This window comes from Bacillus sp. ISL-41, from assembly GCF_018613235.1.
Taxonomy (GTDB): domain Bacteria; phylum Bacillota; class Bacilli; order Bacillales; family Cytobacillaceae; genus Mesobacillus.
This window is the reverse complement of the sequence record NZ_JAGGQP010000007.1, coordinates 47730-62791: the sequence shown is the minus strand read 5'-3', so window position 1 is coordinate 62791 and position 15062 is coordinate 47730. Positions and strand designations below refer to the sequence as shown.

The 15062-nt window shown below is 44.3% G+C and carries 12 protein-coding genes; all 12 read right to left on the bottom strand.

The features are described 5' to 3' along the window. Nucleotides 1-222: 222 nt before the first annotated feature. Nucleotides 223-1131, bottom strand: a complete 909-nt coding sequence (murB, locus tag J7I80_RS02895; protein WP_214735916.1) for a UDP-N-acetylmuramate dehydrogenase — start codon at nucleotides 1129-1131, stop codon at nucleotides 223-225. Between the two features lie 59 nt (nucleotides 1132-1190). Next, nucleotides 1191-2285: an undecaprenyldiphospho-muramoylpentapeptide beta-N-acetylglucosaminyltransferase gene (gene murG, locus J7I80_RS02890; protein ID WP_214735915.1), complete on the bottom strand. Its 1095-nt coding sequence runs from the start codon at nucleotides 2283-2285 to the stop codon at nucleotides 1191-1193. 522 nt (nucleotides 2286-2807) lie between these two features. Further along, complete coding sequence (spoVE, locus tag J7I80_RS02885; RefSeq protein WP_214735914.1) at nucleotides 2808-3908, bottom strand: stage V sporulation protein E; 1101 nt, start codon at nucleotides 3906-3908, stop codon at nucleotides 2808-2810. A gap of 102 nt (nucleotides 3909-4010) precedes the next feature. Then, entirely contained in the window at nucleotides 4011-5363 is a 1353-nt protein-coding gene (murD, locus tag J7I80_RS02880; protein WP_214735913.1) for a UDP-N-acetylmuramoyl-L-alanine--D-glutamate ligase, read from the bottom strand. After that, nucleotides 5364-6338 (bottom strand): phospho-N-acetylmuramoyl-pentapeptide-transferase, encoded by a 975-nt coding sequence (mraY, locus tag J7I80_RS02875; protein WP_192470264.1) that lies wholly within the window; start codon nucleotides 6336-6338, stop codon nucleotides 5364-5366. Nucleotide 6339: 1 nt separating this feature from the next. Continuing rightward, nucleotides 6340-6789: a hypothetical protein gene (locus tag J7I80_RS02870; protein ID WP_214735912.1), complete on the bottom strand. Its 450-nt coding sequence runs from the start codon at nucleotides 6787-6789 to the stop codon at nucleotides 6340-6342. 1 nt (nucleotide 6790) lies between these two features. Then, on the bottom strand, nucleotides 6791-8251 hold the full coding sequence (locus J7I80_RS02865; RefSeq protein ID WP_214735911.1) for a UDP-N-acetylmuramoyl-L-alanyl-D-glutamate--2,6-diaminopimelate ligase: 1461 nt from the start codon (nucleotides 8249-8251) through the stop codon (nucleotides 6791-6793). A 196-nt stretch (nucleotides 8252-8447) separates the two neighbouring features. Continuing rightward, nucleotides 8448-10361, bottom strand: coding sequence for a stage V sporulation protein D (locus J7I80_RS02860; protein WP_214735910.1), 1914 nt, complete (start codon nucleotides 10359-10361; stop codon nucleotides 8448-8450). A gap of 336 nt (nucleotides 10362-10697) precedes the next feature. Next, a complete protein-coding gene (locus tag J7I80_RS02855) occupies nucleotides 10698-12908 on the bottom strand; it encodes a penicillin-binding protein (protein WP_214735909.1) in 2211 nt (736 codons plus the stop codon). Next, entirely contained in the window at nucleotides 12908-13264 is a 357-nt protein-coding gene (ftsL, locus tag J7I80_RS02850; RefSeq protein ID WP_214735908.1) for a cell division protein FtsL, read from the bottom strand. The genes J7I80_RS02855 and ftsL overlap by 1 nt, the downstream gene beginning before the upstream one ends. A 40-nt stretch (nucleotides 13265-13304) precedes the next feature. Beyond that, nucleotides 13305-14243 (bottom strand): 16S rRNA (cytosine(1402)-N(4))-methyltransferase RsmH, encoded by a 939-nt coding sequence (gene rsmH / locus J7I80_RS02845; protein WP_214735907.1) that lies wholly within the window; start codon nucleotides 14241-14243, stop codon nucleotides 13305-13307. A gap of 57 nt (nucleotides 14244-14300) precedes the next feature. Beyond that, entirely contained in the window at nucleotides 14301-14732 is a 432-nt protein-coding gene (gene mraZ, locus J7I80_RS02840; protein ID WP_102262102.1) for a division/cell wall cluster transcriptional repressor MraZ, read from the bottom strand. Nucleotides 14733-15062: the final 330 nt, after the last annotated feature.

The following is a 15062-nucleotide window of genomic DNA, read 5'->3' as shown; positions in this document are numbered from 1 at the left end:
AAACTCCTTTTTTCTTGCTCATGCAGGTTATAGCCATCGTTATATAATAATTTAGATCAGGAGCTGCCTCATAAATTTAAATCAATTAAGCTATGTACAGCAGCACACTAAGAAAAGAAGAACCAACGGCATGAAAATTGGCCATGCCGTTTCTATCAGGTAAGCATCCTAATCTAATGAATTATTATATCACAGAAATTGACAGCCTGAACCTCTTTCCTGCTATTTCCGGCCGATAATTTCTACCTCTGTCTCCATTTTCACACCATGTAAATCGAGGACTGTGTCCTTTACATGCTGTATCAGACCGAGAACATCCTCCGCCTTGGCATTTCCTTTGTTTACAATGAAATTCGCATGAAGCTCGGAGATTTGTGCTCCGCCAATTTGATGGCCTTTTAAGCCTGATTTTTCGATTAAATTACCAGCATAATTTGGCAGTGGATTCCGGAAGACACTGCCGCAGCTTGGAAAGTTATATGGCTGTGTTTCTTTTCGATAATCCTTGTTTTTTTGCAGCTCCGCGACAATTTCATCCTTATTCCCTTCTTCAAGCTGGAAAATGGCTCCTACAACAATTCCTGGTCTTTCTTTCTGAAGGACTGATGTTCGATATGAGAATTTCATCTCTTCGTTAGAGAGCCATTCAAGAGAGCCATCTTCAAAAAGCACATAAGCTTTCTCGAGGATTTGTGAAATATCCGATCCGTGTGCTCCGGCATTCATATAAACCGCACCGCCAATCGACCCTGGAATTCCGCCGGCGAATTCCAGTCCTGAAAGCCCTTTGCGGCTGATAGTGATCGCAAAATTGACCAGGGAAAGGCCTCCGCCTGCTGTCACTCTTGTGCCATCAATCTCCAAATCATCAAGTCCGGAACCCAGCTTAATGACAACACCTTCAATTCCTTTATCTGAAACGAGGAGATTCGATCCTCTGCCGATTACGGTCCATTTAACACCAGAATTCTTAATGACTTCAACCGCTTTTCCTAGATTTTCTATTGATGAAGGTTCAATAAGTATGTCAGCAGGTCCGCCTATTTTCATCGAGGTGTGGTTTGCGAGCGGTTCATTTTCTTTTATAGAACCGATGCTCAAATCTCTAAGTTTGCTAGCTAGATCCTTCATAATACCCTTCCTTTCACGAGACAGCTTTTGAACAGTTTATGCAGTTGCATGCCTATAGGCTACTTTTTCGCTAATTCCTCCATGAGACGGTACAGTCTCTGGGCAGCGTCAGGAATGCCTAGTTTTTTTGCGGCCTTTTTCATTTCTGCCAGCTTCTCTTCACGTCCCAGAATATGGTCAATGCTTTCAACCAGTTTGGGACCTGTGAGATCTTTTTCAAGCAGCAATTTGGCTGCTCCATTTTCACTTAATGCCCGGGCGTTTTTTTCTTGATGATTGTCGGTTACATATGGGCTTGGAATCAATATGCTGGGAATCCCCAAAGAGGTGAGTTCAGCCAGCGTAGTCGCCCCTGCCCTTGCTACTGTCAAATCTACCGCGGATAACACCTCTGGCATATTGTGTATGAATGGTTTGATAATGACATTTTCCGGACTTCCAACAAGCTCAACTTCCTTCCGGACATCTTCAAAATGAACATCACCCGTTACATATAAAACCTGATACGGTTTGCCGCTTAATTCAGTCAGACTTTTTACAACTGCCTCATTAATGGGCCTTGCACCTCTGCTTCCGCCAAAAATGAGCACAGTTGGGATTTTAAGCTTCAGGCCGGCAGATAACCTGCCTTTGATTCCATCCTGCCCCAACACCTCTGATGCCCTCGGGTTACCAGTCAGCACAACCTTTTGCTCAGGAAAGAATTCCCTTGCTTCCTCGAAGCAAATGGCGATTTTATCAACATAACGGCTCAGGAATTTATTCGTCAAACCTGGAACGCTATTTTGTTCATGGACAATTGTAGGTATGCCCATTTTCGCAGCAGCATAGACCACAGGCCCGCAAACATAGCCGCCGGTACCAATGACCACATCAGGTTTGAATTCCTTGAGCATTTTTTTACTGTCCCGAACTCCTTTTAGGAACCGCAGGACCGTCTTTACGTTTTCGAATGAAATTTTACGTTTGAACCCTGTGATATGTATGGATTTGAACGGGATATTTTCCCTGGGCACAAGCTTGCTTTCAAGGCCTTTCTCTGTCCCTATGTAAAGAAACTCAACATTTTCATCTTTTTTTTGAATTTCCCTTATGAGTGCGAGCGCAGGGTAAATATGCCCTCCTGTACCGCCGCCGCTAACTGCAATCTTCATTTTCCACACCTCAACAACTTATCTCTTTTTTAAGGCTCTTTCATAAACTTTGTTACTCTCTCAACAAATAGTAAAAAGGGAGCATGTGTTTTTACGAGTAAAAATCAATGCTTGTTCATAAGTCTCCTCGACAAGAGCCTGATCCCTTTACTATCCCGATTACGAGTACCCGTCTAAAAAGCAACAATCAATGCGAAAACAGCCTTTTTTAGTCACGTATATCACGCTTGCATTTACACACCAGTTTTTTTCCGGATTCCGTGATGTGAATTATGACTGTGAAAAAGGAGCCTTTAAAAAAGGCACTCCCCGGTTTTACCCTATTCTACTATATTCTAAACTTCAGAACAGTTTTTAAAGATATTGTTATTTAAATGTAATATAGCATGAACAAAGCCATATTCCTAACATATTCACAGAACATGTCCGAATTTCCGGGTCCTGTTAAAATCATAACTTACATGAGGAAAAATTATCAAAAACAAAAGACCCTGAGGCAGGGTCTTTTGTTTTAGTGACAGTTTAATATCGCGAGTGGCGACTGATATTCAGCAGCACCCCTACAGCCATCAACATCAATGTCAGGGATGAACCACCGTAACTCAGGAATGGAAGCGTGATACCGGTAACAGGCATAAGCCCGGTTACAACACCGATATTGATCATTACCTGGATCGCAATCATCGCGATGATCCCAGTCGCCAGGAAAGTTCCAAATAAATCGGGAGCGCCCAGTGCAATCCTTATACCTCTCCAAAGCAGTAATGAGAATAATAGAAGAATCAGTGAACCGCCGATGAACCCGAGCTCTTCAGCAAGAATCGCAAAAATAAAATCAGTTTGCGGCTCAGGCAGGTAAAAGAATTTTTGCCTGCTTTGCCCAAGACCAAGACCGAACAGCCCACCTGGTCCGATCGCATACAGCGATTGAATCATCTGGAAGCCGCTTCCGAGTGGATCCTGCCATGGGTCAAGGAAGGATGTAATTCGTTTCATCCTGTATGGAGCGGAAATGATCAGTCCGACAAAGCCGGCCACCCCTAACAGTCCGAGGCCGACAAAATGACTTATCCTGGCTCCGGCAATAAAGATGATAACCACAGAAGTGCCAACCATGACAGTTCCTGTACCTAAATCCGGCTGCAGCATAATTAGGCCAAATGCCAAAAATACTAGTCCTAATGAAGGAAACAGTCCCTGCTTGAATGACGTGATCGCCTTCTGGTTCTCTGACAGAAACTTCGCGAGGAAGGCAATCATCGCGATTTTCATGAATTCGGATGGCTGTACTGAGAAGGCTCCTACTCCTATCCAGCTCCTGGACCCATTCCGCATATTGCCGATTCCAGGAATCAGCACAAGGATCAGCAGGACAAAACAGATGATCAAAATGACCTTTGCCCAAGTCCTCCATGTCCAGTAGTCAATATTCATGATAAAGAACATCGCGACGATCCCGACGCCTGCAAACAGCATCTGCCGTTTCGCAAAGAAGAAGGAATCATTGAACTTATAATCCGCCCAGACAGCACTTGCGCTGTAAACCATGATTAAACCTACTGCCAAAAGCGTAAATGTTACAATCATCAGGAATATGTCTGGAGTCGTTTTTTTCGTTGGCAAAGCAATACACCTCGGCTGTATGATTTAGGGCTCATATGCCGCTTCCCATCCAGCCTGCAATGAGGCCAAGCATCGGTGAGTCATGTTGTCCAAGACAAGCCCTTACTTAAGCTTATGCACGGCCTCGATAAACATGTCTCCTCTGACCTCAAAAGTTTTGTACTGATCCCAGCTTGCGCAAGCAGGAGACAGCAGGATAACATCACCGGGTTCTGAATGTTCAAATGCCACGGGAACGGCCTTTTCCACATTATCGGCCCGCAGAATCGTTTTTATTCCTGCATCCTGTCCAGCCTGTCCAACTTTTTCAGCTGTTTCTCCAAAGGTGATCAAGGTCTTTACATTTTTCAGTGAAGGAACAAGCTCATCAAAAGAGTTGCCTCTGTCAAGACCGCCGGCCAGCAATACAATCGGGGCACCGAAAGCCGCCAGGGCATTTTCAGTTGCTAAAATATTGGTAGCTTTTGAGTCATTATAAAATTTACGTTCATCGATAGTGGCCACATACTGAAGCCTGTGACGTACGCCTGCGAAGGTTGTAAGCACCTTACTGATGGCCTCTTTATCTGCACCTGAAAGCAGCGTCGCCGCTACGGCTGATAGTATATTCTCCAGATTATGCTTGCCCGGCAGGACGATATCCTTCGTTTCAATAATTTGCTCCCCGTTAAAGTAAACCCAGCCATCCTTTACATAAGCACCGTTTTCAAGCACCTTCCTTGTTGAAAAAGGAACGATTTGCGCTTTCGAATTGCGGGCAATTCCCATGCATTCCTCCTGGTCGGCATTGACAATCAGGAAGTCTTCTTCAGTCTGGTTCTGGGTAATACGAGCTTTCGCTCCCATATATTCTTTCCTCGTGCCGTGATAATCCAGGTGTGCGTCATACAGATTTGTAATGATGGCAATACGCGGTTTAAACTGGTCGATCCCCATTAGTTGAAAGGAAGACAGTTCGATAACAATCGTATTCTCAGCAGTTGCTTCCTGGGCAACACCTGATGCAACAGTTCCGATATTGCCTGCAATCAACGGATGCTTCTCCCCCGCTTCAAGCATTTCGAAAATCAGCGTTGTAGTAGTCGTCTTTCCGTTCGTGCCTGTTATGCCAATCAGTGGTGCATCAGAAATCTGGTATGCCAGTTCAACTTCAGTGATAATCGGAATTTCCTTTTCAATCGCTTTTTGAATCATAGGGTTATAGTATGGAATTCCCGGGTTCTTGACGACCAGTTCAAAACCTTCGTCCATCAATTCGATTGGGTGGCTTCCACAAACAACCTTAATTCCCTGCTCAAGCAATCCTTGCGCTTCTGGATTTTCAGCAAGAGGCTTGCTGTCATTGACCGTTACAAAAGCCCCTAATTTATGTAGTAGAGCCGCTGCACTGACTCCACTCTTGGCAAGGCCAAGTACAAGTATTTTTTTATGTTGATATGTTTTAATATCTTTCATTTAGATCCACACCTCAATATAAATTCCTAGGATCGCAAAAAGCAGGCCGACAGTCCAGAATGTGACAACGACACGCCATTCTGACCAGCCAATCAACTCATAGTGATGGTGAAGCGGACTCATCCTGAAAATTCTTTTCCCTGTGGTTTTAAAGGAGATAACCTGAAGGATAACAGATAATGTTTCTATTACGAAAATACCGCCAATGATGATCAGGATTATCTCAAGCTTTGCCAGGATGGCGACAGTTGCGATCGCCCCACCCAAGGCAAGCGAACCCGTGTCTCCCATGAACACTTTCGCCGGATGCGCATTAAATACCAGGAATCCCAAAACAGCGCCCACGACCGCTACCGAAAAAATCGACAGCTCGTATTGAGATTGGCTCCAGGCAAGTACTGCGAATGCACCAAACGCAATGGCAGCAGTACCGGAAACCAGCCCGTCAAGCCCGTCCGTCAGGTTAACAGCATTTGAAAACCCGACCATCCAGAAAATAATAAATAGGGCATATCCCCATCCAAGATCAAAAGATATGTCAGTTAATGGGATGCTGACTTCTGTTGAAAAATCACTCTGCTTGAAGATGAAATAAAAAATAACGGAAATAATAATCTGGCCAAGCAGCTTTTGTTTTGAAGTCAAGCCAAGGTTTCGCTTCATAACAACCTTGATGAAGTCATCCATAAACCCAAGCAGGCCAAATCCTAAAGTAACAAATAACAACAGATACGTTTCCACTGAAGGCTGAGAGAACTTCCCTGTCATCACAAGTGTCGTAATTGTGATAGAGATTAAGATCATCACGCCGCCCATAGTTGGTGTACCTGTTTTTTTCTGATGCGATTTCGGCCCTTCTTCTCTGATGCTCTGACCAAATTTAAGCCTTCTCAAAAAAGGAATAAACACTGGAGAAAGCAGGACAGTGATCAGAAAACCCATTAATATTGTGAAAAAGATAACTTGCTCCAGCATTCTATTCCTCACCTGCCTTATTCTTATTGCTGCCAAGACCATTGATGTTTTCAGCCATCACAGCTATATCATATGTTTCATCAGCTTCATTAAGAAGTGCTTTGTTCAGGAAAATGAATTTAGTTCTTTCCTTGATCTCTTCGTGTTTTGATAAGTAATCATAGTATGAGTTCATAATTTTCTCTAAGCCTTTCAAATTATCTTGTGTGTAAAAAATCGGGAAGTGGTTTGGCGCATATGCCGGCACCTGCTCTCCTTCAGGCCAGACAGCTGCCACAGCGCCATTCGAAATCGCTTCCTGCAGAGTACCTGAATCATTCAATACAGGGACAAACAGCCCTTTAGGCTGCTTGGCGTCAGCGAGACTGCTTACAGTATGAAAGCAGATATTCTCACCCTTTATTCCAGTTGTTCTTGAAAAAAGACTTGAAACATCCTGGTATGTCAGCATATTACCTCTCCTCTATCGCCTCGCGTGCCACAATTCGGTCATCAAAGTCAAATGTTCTGTCACCAATTTGCTGGTATGTTTCGTGGCCCTTGCCAGCAATCAGGATGACATCTCCTGACTTCGCATTTTTCACGGCATGCTGGATAGCTTCCTTCCTATCAATGATTGAAGTATACACTTCACCCTTTACTCCTTCTTCCATATCCTTGATGATTTCTGCCGGATCCTCGCTTCGCGGGTTATCCGATGTGAAGATAGCATCTGTAGAATATTCACAGGCGATTTTCGCCATAAGCGGACGCTTGGTGCGATCACGGTCACCACCACAGCCTACTACACAAAATACCTTTTTCTGGGCAAATTGCTGTATGGTTTTAAGGACATTCTCAAGGCTATCCGGTGTATGGGCATAGTCAACAATCACAGAGAAATCCTGTCCCGCATCGACTACTTCAAACCTTCCCGAAACTCCCTTTACACCTTCCACAGAGGCGATGATATCATCTAAAGATAAGCCGGAGACGACGGCAGCTCCGATGCTGGCGAGTACATTATAGATGCTGAACTTGCCAATCAACTGGATGTTTACCTTTTTCACGCCAAAAGGACTGACCAAATCAAATGATGTACCGCTTGCTGTCATCGCGATGTTGATCGCCTGCAGGTCAGCATGGTTATCAATGCCGTAAGTTAATATATGGGCAGTTGTCAGCATGGCGAATTCGTCACTTGCCGGGTCATCTGCATTCAGGACGGCAAATTTAGGTTTATCATGATTAAAGGCATTTCCGAGCTGTGAAAACAGAAGCCCCTTCGCTTTTCTGTATTCTTCCATAGTCTTGTGGTAGTCCAAATGGTCCTGCGTCAGGTTTGTGAAAACAGCAACATTGTAATCCGTACCATGGACACGGCCATAAACGAGCGCATGCGATGATACCTCCATTACTGCTGACTCAACCTGTTCGTCAACCATCCTCTTGAATGTCTTTTGCAAAGTCAGGCTTTCAGGAGTTGTATTCTTGACTTCAAAGATTTGCTCGCCGATCTTGGTGTACATCGTTCCAATCAGACCGGTCTTCTGGCCGGCATCCTTGAAAATCTGTTCAATAATATGGCTGGTCGTCGTTTTTCCATTGGTACCCGTTATCCCTACCATATGAAGCTTCTGGCTAGGCTGGCCAAAGAAAGCATCAGCAAGCACTGCCATTGCCCGGACAGTGTCCTTGACAACAATTACCGGGACATTCACAGGTAATTCCCGTTCAGCGAGAACAGCTGCAGCTCCATTTTTCACTGCTGAACCTGCAAAATCATGACCATCAACTGTATAACCTTTTATGCATATGAATAAACTTCCAGGAGTCACTCTGCGGTTATCATTTTCAATTGAAGTAATTTCGGGATTTTCTCCCTTGTAATCCACGAACGGGCGCAAGTAACCAATCAATTCGTGTAATTTCATAAATATCAAATCCTCTCAAACAACATGGCGACTCTTATTTTACATGATTAGGCTGAAATTAGCCATTGTGGAGATGAAAAGAACAAGCCCTTTTTACGTGGTAAAGTGCAGAAATATGCGCGAGCCTAAAACAGGCGGCGGATGATAATCCTGCCGCCGCCTGCTCGCTTACACTATTGTTTCTAGCATATCTTCGTTAATCGTTCATATAAACCCTGATAGTTGACCCTTCCTTGATTTTCACTCCTGGTGAAGGAAGCTGTTTAACAACTTTCTCCCCATCACCTGCAATATCTAGTTTGAAGTTGATCAATTGCTGCCTGAGTTCCTGTTTTGTTAAGCCAATCAGGTCAGGGACCTCCACCATCGGCGTATCCATCCACGTCAATTCTTTTTCAATCTGTTCCTTTCGTGGAGGAACCTCCATCGCGCGCAGGCTGTCTTCCATCATATCGCCAACGATAGGAGCTGCCACTACCCCACCGAATTGCACTGTACCTTTTGGGTTATCTACCGCTACATAGATAACAATTTGCGGGTCATCCGCAGGGGCAAAGCCTATGAAAGATACGATATGGTTATTTTCGAGATATCGTCCATCCTTCGCCTTTTGGGCCGTACCAGTTTTGCCGCCAACCCTGTAAGAGTCTACATAAGCATTTTTACCCGAACCCTTAGCTACGACACTTTCAAGCGCATGCCTTATCTCTTTTGAAGTCTCTTCAGAGATTACTCTTCTTTTAGCCTGCGGGGATTTCTTCATGACAACCTCCCCTGTAACAGGGTCAATCAACTCTTTAGCAATATAAGGTGTATAAAGTATTCCACCATTTACTGCCGCTGAAACCGCAGCAACCTGCTGGATCGGTGTGACTGAAACACCCTGCCCAAAAGCAGTTGTTGCCTGTTCGATCGGACCGACTCTGTCCAGGTTGAAGAGGATTCCTTTACCTTCCCCTTGAAGGTCAATGCCTGTTTTCTCACCAAAACCGAAATCCTTCACATATTTGAACAATTTTTCTTTTCCGAGTCTGTCCCCAAGTTCGACAAACCCTGGGTTGCAGGAATTCTCGACAACTTCAAGGAAGGATTGGCTGCCGTGTCCGCCCTTTTTCCAGCAGCGTATCCTTGCCCCGGCTACTTCTACTGAACCGGAATCGTGAAAATGGTCTTTTTCCAAATCGACCTTACCTTCCTGAAGGGCTGCTGCCAGGGTTACGATTTTAAAAGTGGATCCTGGCTCATATGTGCTCCATATCGGCAAGTTACGATTATAGACCTCCGGTGCGACATTACGGAAGTTAGCCGGGTCGAAGTCCGGCCTGCTCGACATTGCCAGGATCTCACCGTTATTTGGATTCATGGCAATGGCAATAATGCCATCAGGATTGTATTTAGCCTGGGCAATATCCAGTTCCCTCTCTATGATGGTCTGTACCCTGCTGTCAATTGTCAGCCTCAGATCCAGCCCGTCCACCGGCGGCTCATAGTCATCCGCCATATTATTCATCCGCTGCTGTTTGGCATCCGCATAAAATTGAACCGAGCCCTTTTGCCCTTGCAATTCCTTATCATAATAGAGCTCAAGCCCCATCAATCCTTGATTATCAATTCCCGCAAAACCGAGGACATGGGATAGATAGCTGCCGTATGGATAATGACGCTTTGAATCCTCGCCGATGTAAACACCTTTGATATCCAGCGCCCTTATTTCCTTTGCCTTCTCATGAGAAATTTTCCTTCCCTCTGGAATTCTCTCAATCATTGCTTTTTTCGTAATATGTTGGTAGGCCTTCTCCTTAGACATATTTAGGGCTTTCGCCAATACTTCTGCAGCTGCTTCAGGATCTTTTACCTGGCGCGGCACTACGTAAACAGTCGGCGCACTAATATTCGTTGCCAGCGCGATCCCGTTCCTGTCCGTGATCTCCCCTCGCTGCGGTTCAAACGGTACATTCCTGCTCCATGAATCCTTTGCTTTTCCCGTCAAGAAATCTCCTAGCATAAATTGCACATAGCCAAGACGGACATCTATGATAAAAAACACCAAAATCCCGATTACCAAAACGAGCGCCAGCCTCTTTCTGACCGTCACATTTGATACACGCATATATTGAACAAACCTCCCCTATAGTCGTTCCAATAGTAGACTAAGATACTCTCAGACACTCGTTCAAATATATGCTTGTACGAATTTAAATATAACAAGAAGTAGAGACAAGCTGAGGTTTGTGCAGGTACAGCGTGAAGGGATGTTTCAGCATAAGTTAGATATGTCAGAAATCTTCGGTGTGCTAAGGTGGGGGGACACTTCTGACAAAATGAAGAGCTTCGGCTGCATTTTTGTCCGAACCCAGTGTGACTTAAGACAAAATGAGGAGCTAAGAATGCTGTTTTGTCCGAACTTGATAACACTTCGGACAAAACAAAAAAACAGAGGAAGGGCTTATCCGCCCACTTCCTCTGTTTCTTCATTATCTTCCTCAGTCTTTAATGATTTCTCAAATTGCTGAAGCGGGGTTTCCAGCTCGACAATCAGGTTCTCCCCTTCATTGATTGGTACTCCTGGCTTAAGGCTTTGCTTTGTGACGTAACCGCTGCCGGCTTTATTCAGCTTAATCTCTGCAATCTGCGCCAGCTTCATGACATCTCTAAGTGACCAGTCTGTCATGTCCGGGTATGTCATGACTCCGGATGATCTGATAAAGACTTTTTCACCTTCGAGTGCCATTATATCAGCCTTAGGCAACTGCTCCTCCACCTGGTTTCCGTCTCCGATAACAACTGTTTCAAACCCTTTGGATTCAAGCAAGCTCTTCGCTTCTGCGGCACTCATACCCGTTACATCCGGTACCGGGCTGGAATCCGCCTTTTCCACAGAGGCAGGTTTAATATTTAAATATTGCAGGCTGCTTTTCATCACTGATTTAAAAATCATGGAGGTTGGAATAGAACCTTTATAATAATGGTCTATTTCCGGCTGCTGGACTGCGACATAGACGATCAATTTTGGATCATCTTTTGGTGCCATTCCAAGGAATGAGAACAGATAATCGCTTGCACCATCTAAATAACTGCCATTTGCTGTTATGTTCGCAGTACCTGTTTTACCGGCAACCTCATACCCATCGATTGCGTATGATTTCCCTGTACCATGCTCACCAGTGACAACAGTCCCTAAAACATCCCTAACTGCCTTGGCAGTTTCAGCAGATATAGGCTGGCCAACAGAATTTGGTGCCTCTTGCTTGATCACATCACCAGTGTTTGGATCGACTATCTTATCAATCACTCGCGGTTTCATCATTTTCCCGTCATTCGCTACTGCTGTGGCTGCCTGTATAAGCTGGATCGGCGTGATTGTGGTTCCCTGTCCATATGAAGTCGTAATTTTCTCAATCGGCCATTTATAGACAATTGTTCCAGATGTCTCGTTAGGAAGGTCAATACCCGTAGGTTGGTCAAAGCCAAAATCAGTCAAATACTCACGGAATTTTTCCGTGCCGATTTTTTCATTTACCAGCTTTGCAACTGCTACGTTAGAAGAACGCTGGATGCCTTCCAAATAAGATATTGTTCCCCAACCACTGCCGTTATGGTCGCGAATTGCTCTTGAATTTTCGGTAACTTTATAAGAACCTGATTTATAGAGTTCATTCGGATTCCATTTATTTTCCTCCACTGCTGCAGCAAGTGTGAAAATCTTCATCGTAGATCCTGGCTCGATCGGTGTTTCGACCACCTCATTATGCCAGCTATTATCCAGCCCTTCCCTTGTCGTCGGGTGGAAGCTCGGTCGCTGGGCCATTGCAAGGATATCTCCGGTCTTCGGATCAGCGACGACCGCAATGATTTTCTTTGGTTTATATTCCTCATCAACACGATCGACGGCATCCTCCACAAATGTTTGGATTTTTTTATCAATCGTTAAAAATATATTGCTTCCATCCTTGGCTGGTGTGACTTTCTTTTCTCCATCAGGTAAAAGAAAACCCCATAAATCACTTTCAAATGATAGAGAGCCGTTCTTGCCAGTCAATTCGTCATTAAGCGTTTTTTCAATGCCCAGCTGACCGGCAGTAACTGTTTTCTTATCTTTTGTTTCTTCCTTCTCTACAAATCCGACTAAATGAGATGAAAATACACCGTTCGGATAGAACCTCTTTGAATCTCGTAAAAAAGTGATCCCAGGAAGTTTCTCCTCTTCGATTTCCCGCTTGGTCTGATGAGAAATATCGCGGCCGGCTTTTCCGAATTCAACCTGCCATGCTTTTTCTTTGGTCAGTCGTTTGTATATCTCCGATTCGCTCATATCTATATACTTTGCCAGCACTGCCGCGGTCTTCGCAGGGTCGCTTACATGCTTCGGCTTCTTCTTATTCGTTGTTACTGAATCGTTTAGGATGGCCACAAGCGTGTAGGCAGTCGTATCCTCCGCAACCACTTCACCTTTGCGGTCAAAGATCGTTCCTCTGGTCGCCTCGATTACTTTTTCATTCGTGTACTTTTGCTGTGCCCTTGCAGCCAGGGCTTGCCCGTGTACTTCTCCCGTAACCTGGATCGTTACGAACCTGAAAATCAAGATAAAAAAGAGCAGGCTGAATATTACGAATAATACCGCTGCTCCCGCATTCATATTTGGCTGTTTCTTAATCATCAGTTTTCAACACCCTTAACATTGTCTTCGTTCAATGTTAAACCGAGCTTCTCTGTTACCTTTTTGATTCTTTCATAGGTACTTAATTCGCTAATCTGGACTTCAAGGTCACCGTTAATCTTTTGCTGCTCCTGAATGCTGCCTTCAATGATTTGAATTTCTTTATTGACTTCGTAAATGGCTGCCTGTTTTGAAACCATGAATGTCGCGCCGAAGCAAACAATTGCCCCAAAAACAAACATCAGGATTTTTTCGCCGGGCGTCAGTATCGAATTGCGTTTTGCCGGCGCTTTTGCCGGTGCCTGAACAGTGCGCTGCTGCTGTTCTTGCTGCAATTTTCTAGCCAGATTGCTCATCATTTTCCCTCCTGAAAATTATATTTTATATTTTTTTTTTTTATTTTTTTACTTTTTCAGCGATGCGCAGCTTTGCGGATCTTGCCCGGTTATTGAATTCCAGCTCTTCCTCTGACGGAAGGATCGGCTTCCTTGTAATCAGCTTCAATTTTGGCTGGTATTCTTCAGGTATGATCGGCAAGCCTGGTGGAAGCGGAGGTGTTTCACTCGCTTTTTTCAAGGTTACCTTGCAAATCCTGTCTTCAAGTGAGTGGAAGGTGATGACGCTGATCCTACCTCCAACGGACAGGAGATCGATTGCCTGCTCAAGCGATTTTTCAAATACACCAAGCTCATCATTAACCGCAATCCTGACTGCCTGAAAAACTCGTTTGGCCGGGTGACCGCCTTTTCTCCTTGCAGGTGCAGGAATCGCATCCTTGATCAATTCGACAAGTTCACCAGTTGTTTCAATGGGTTTACTTTCCCTCGCTGCCTCAATCTTGCGGGTAATTTGCTTTGAAAACTTCTCTTCCCCATACTGGAAAAAGATTTTGACCAATTTTTCATATGGCCATTCATTAATCACATCATAAGCGGACAATGGTGCATCCTGGTCCATCCGCATATCAAGCGGAGCATCATGGTGATAACTGAAGCCACGTTCCGGTGTATCCAGCTGCGGTGAGGAAACTCCCAAATCATACAGAATTCCATCCACTTCTGTTACACCCAATTTTTCAAGCTCTTCCTGTAAATAAAGGAAATTGCTCTTGATAATCGTCAGCCTGTCGCCATAAGCAGCAAGCTTCTCTTTTGCATTCGCAATTGCAATATCGTCCTGGTCAAATGCGTATAGCTTTCCTTTTTCCGAAAGCTTGGACAAAATTAATTCACTGTGGCCTGCGCCACCGAGAGTGCAATCCACATATGTACCGTCAGGCTTGATATCTAGCCCGTCTACTGTTTCTTCCAGTAAAACTGTTGTATGTTTGAACATCATGATCCACCTTTCCAATCGAGGAGCAGGTAATATTATATCAGAATAATGTTACCCTTAAATATCAAATCCAATCATATTTTCCGCAATTTCAGCAAAAGATTCCTCAGATTCTGCGAAATATTCTTCCCAGATGGCTTTGCTCCAAATTTCAATTCGATTGGAAACACCTAAAATCACACATTCTTTCTCAAGCTTGGCGTATTGCATCAGCGGGGAAGGAATATTTACTCTCCCCTGCTTGTCAATTTCACTCTCGGTAGCACCCGAAAAGAAAAAACGGGTAAATGCACGTGCATCTTTTTTAGTCAGCGGAAGTCCTTTAAGCTTTTCTTCAATCACTGACCATTCAGAAACGGGGTAACCAAATAAACATTGGTCAAGTCCACGGGTAAGAATGAACATTTCTCCCAGGTTTTCACGGACCTTGGCAGGGATGATCAATCGGCCTTTGCTATCAACATTATGATGGTATTCACCCATGAACATGCCACTACCCCCACTTTCTAAATACAATGTACCACATTCCCCCACTTTTCACCACCTTATTTTAATTATTCTCCCCACGCCCCTAAAATCCTTCTAGTAATATTCATTTCCATCAATTTCTTTCATTTCAAAAAAGTTGCTTTTACCGTATCTCGTCGTTTCTCTTCATTTTGGGTAATGCAGTGGGGCTCCTTTTACCGTAATCCAGCTTTTCACTTCTTTTATGGCAAATGCAGAGCCGTTGCTTTTACCATAATCCCGCTTTTCATTTCATTTTGGGCAATGGAGAGGCGCAGCTTTTACCATATTTCATCTTTCCACTTCATTTCG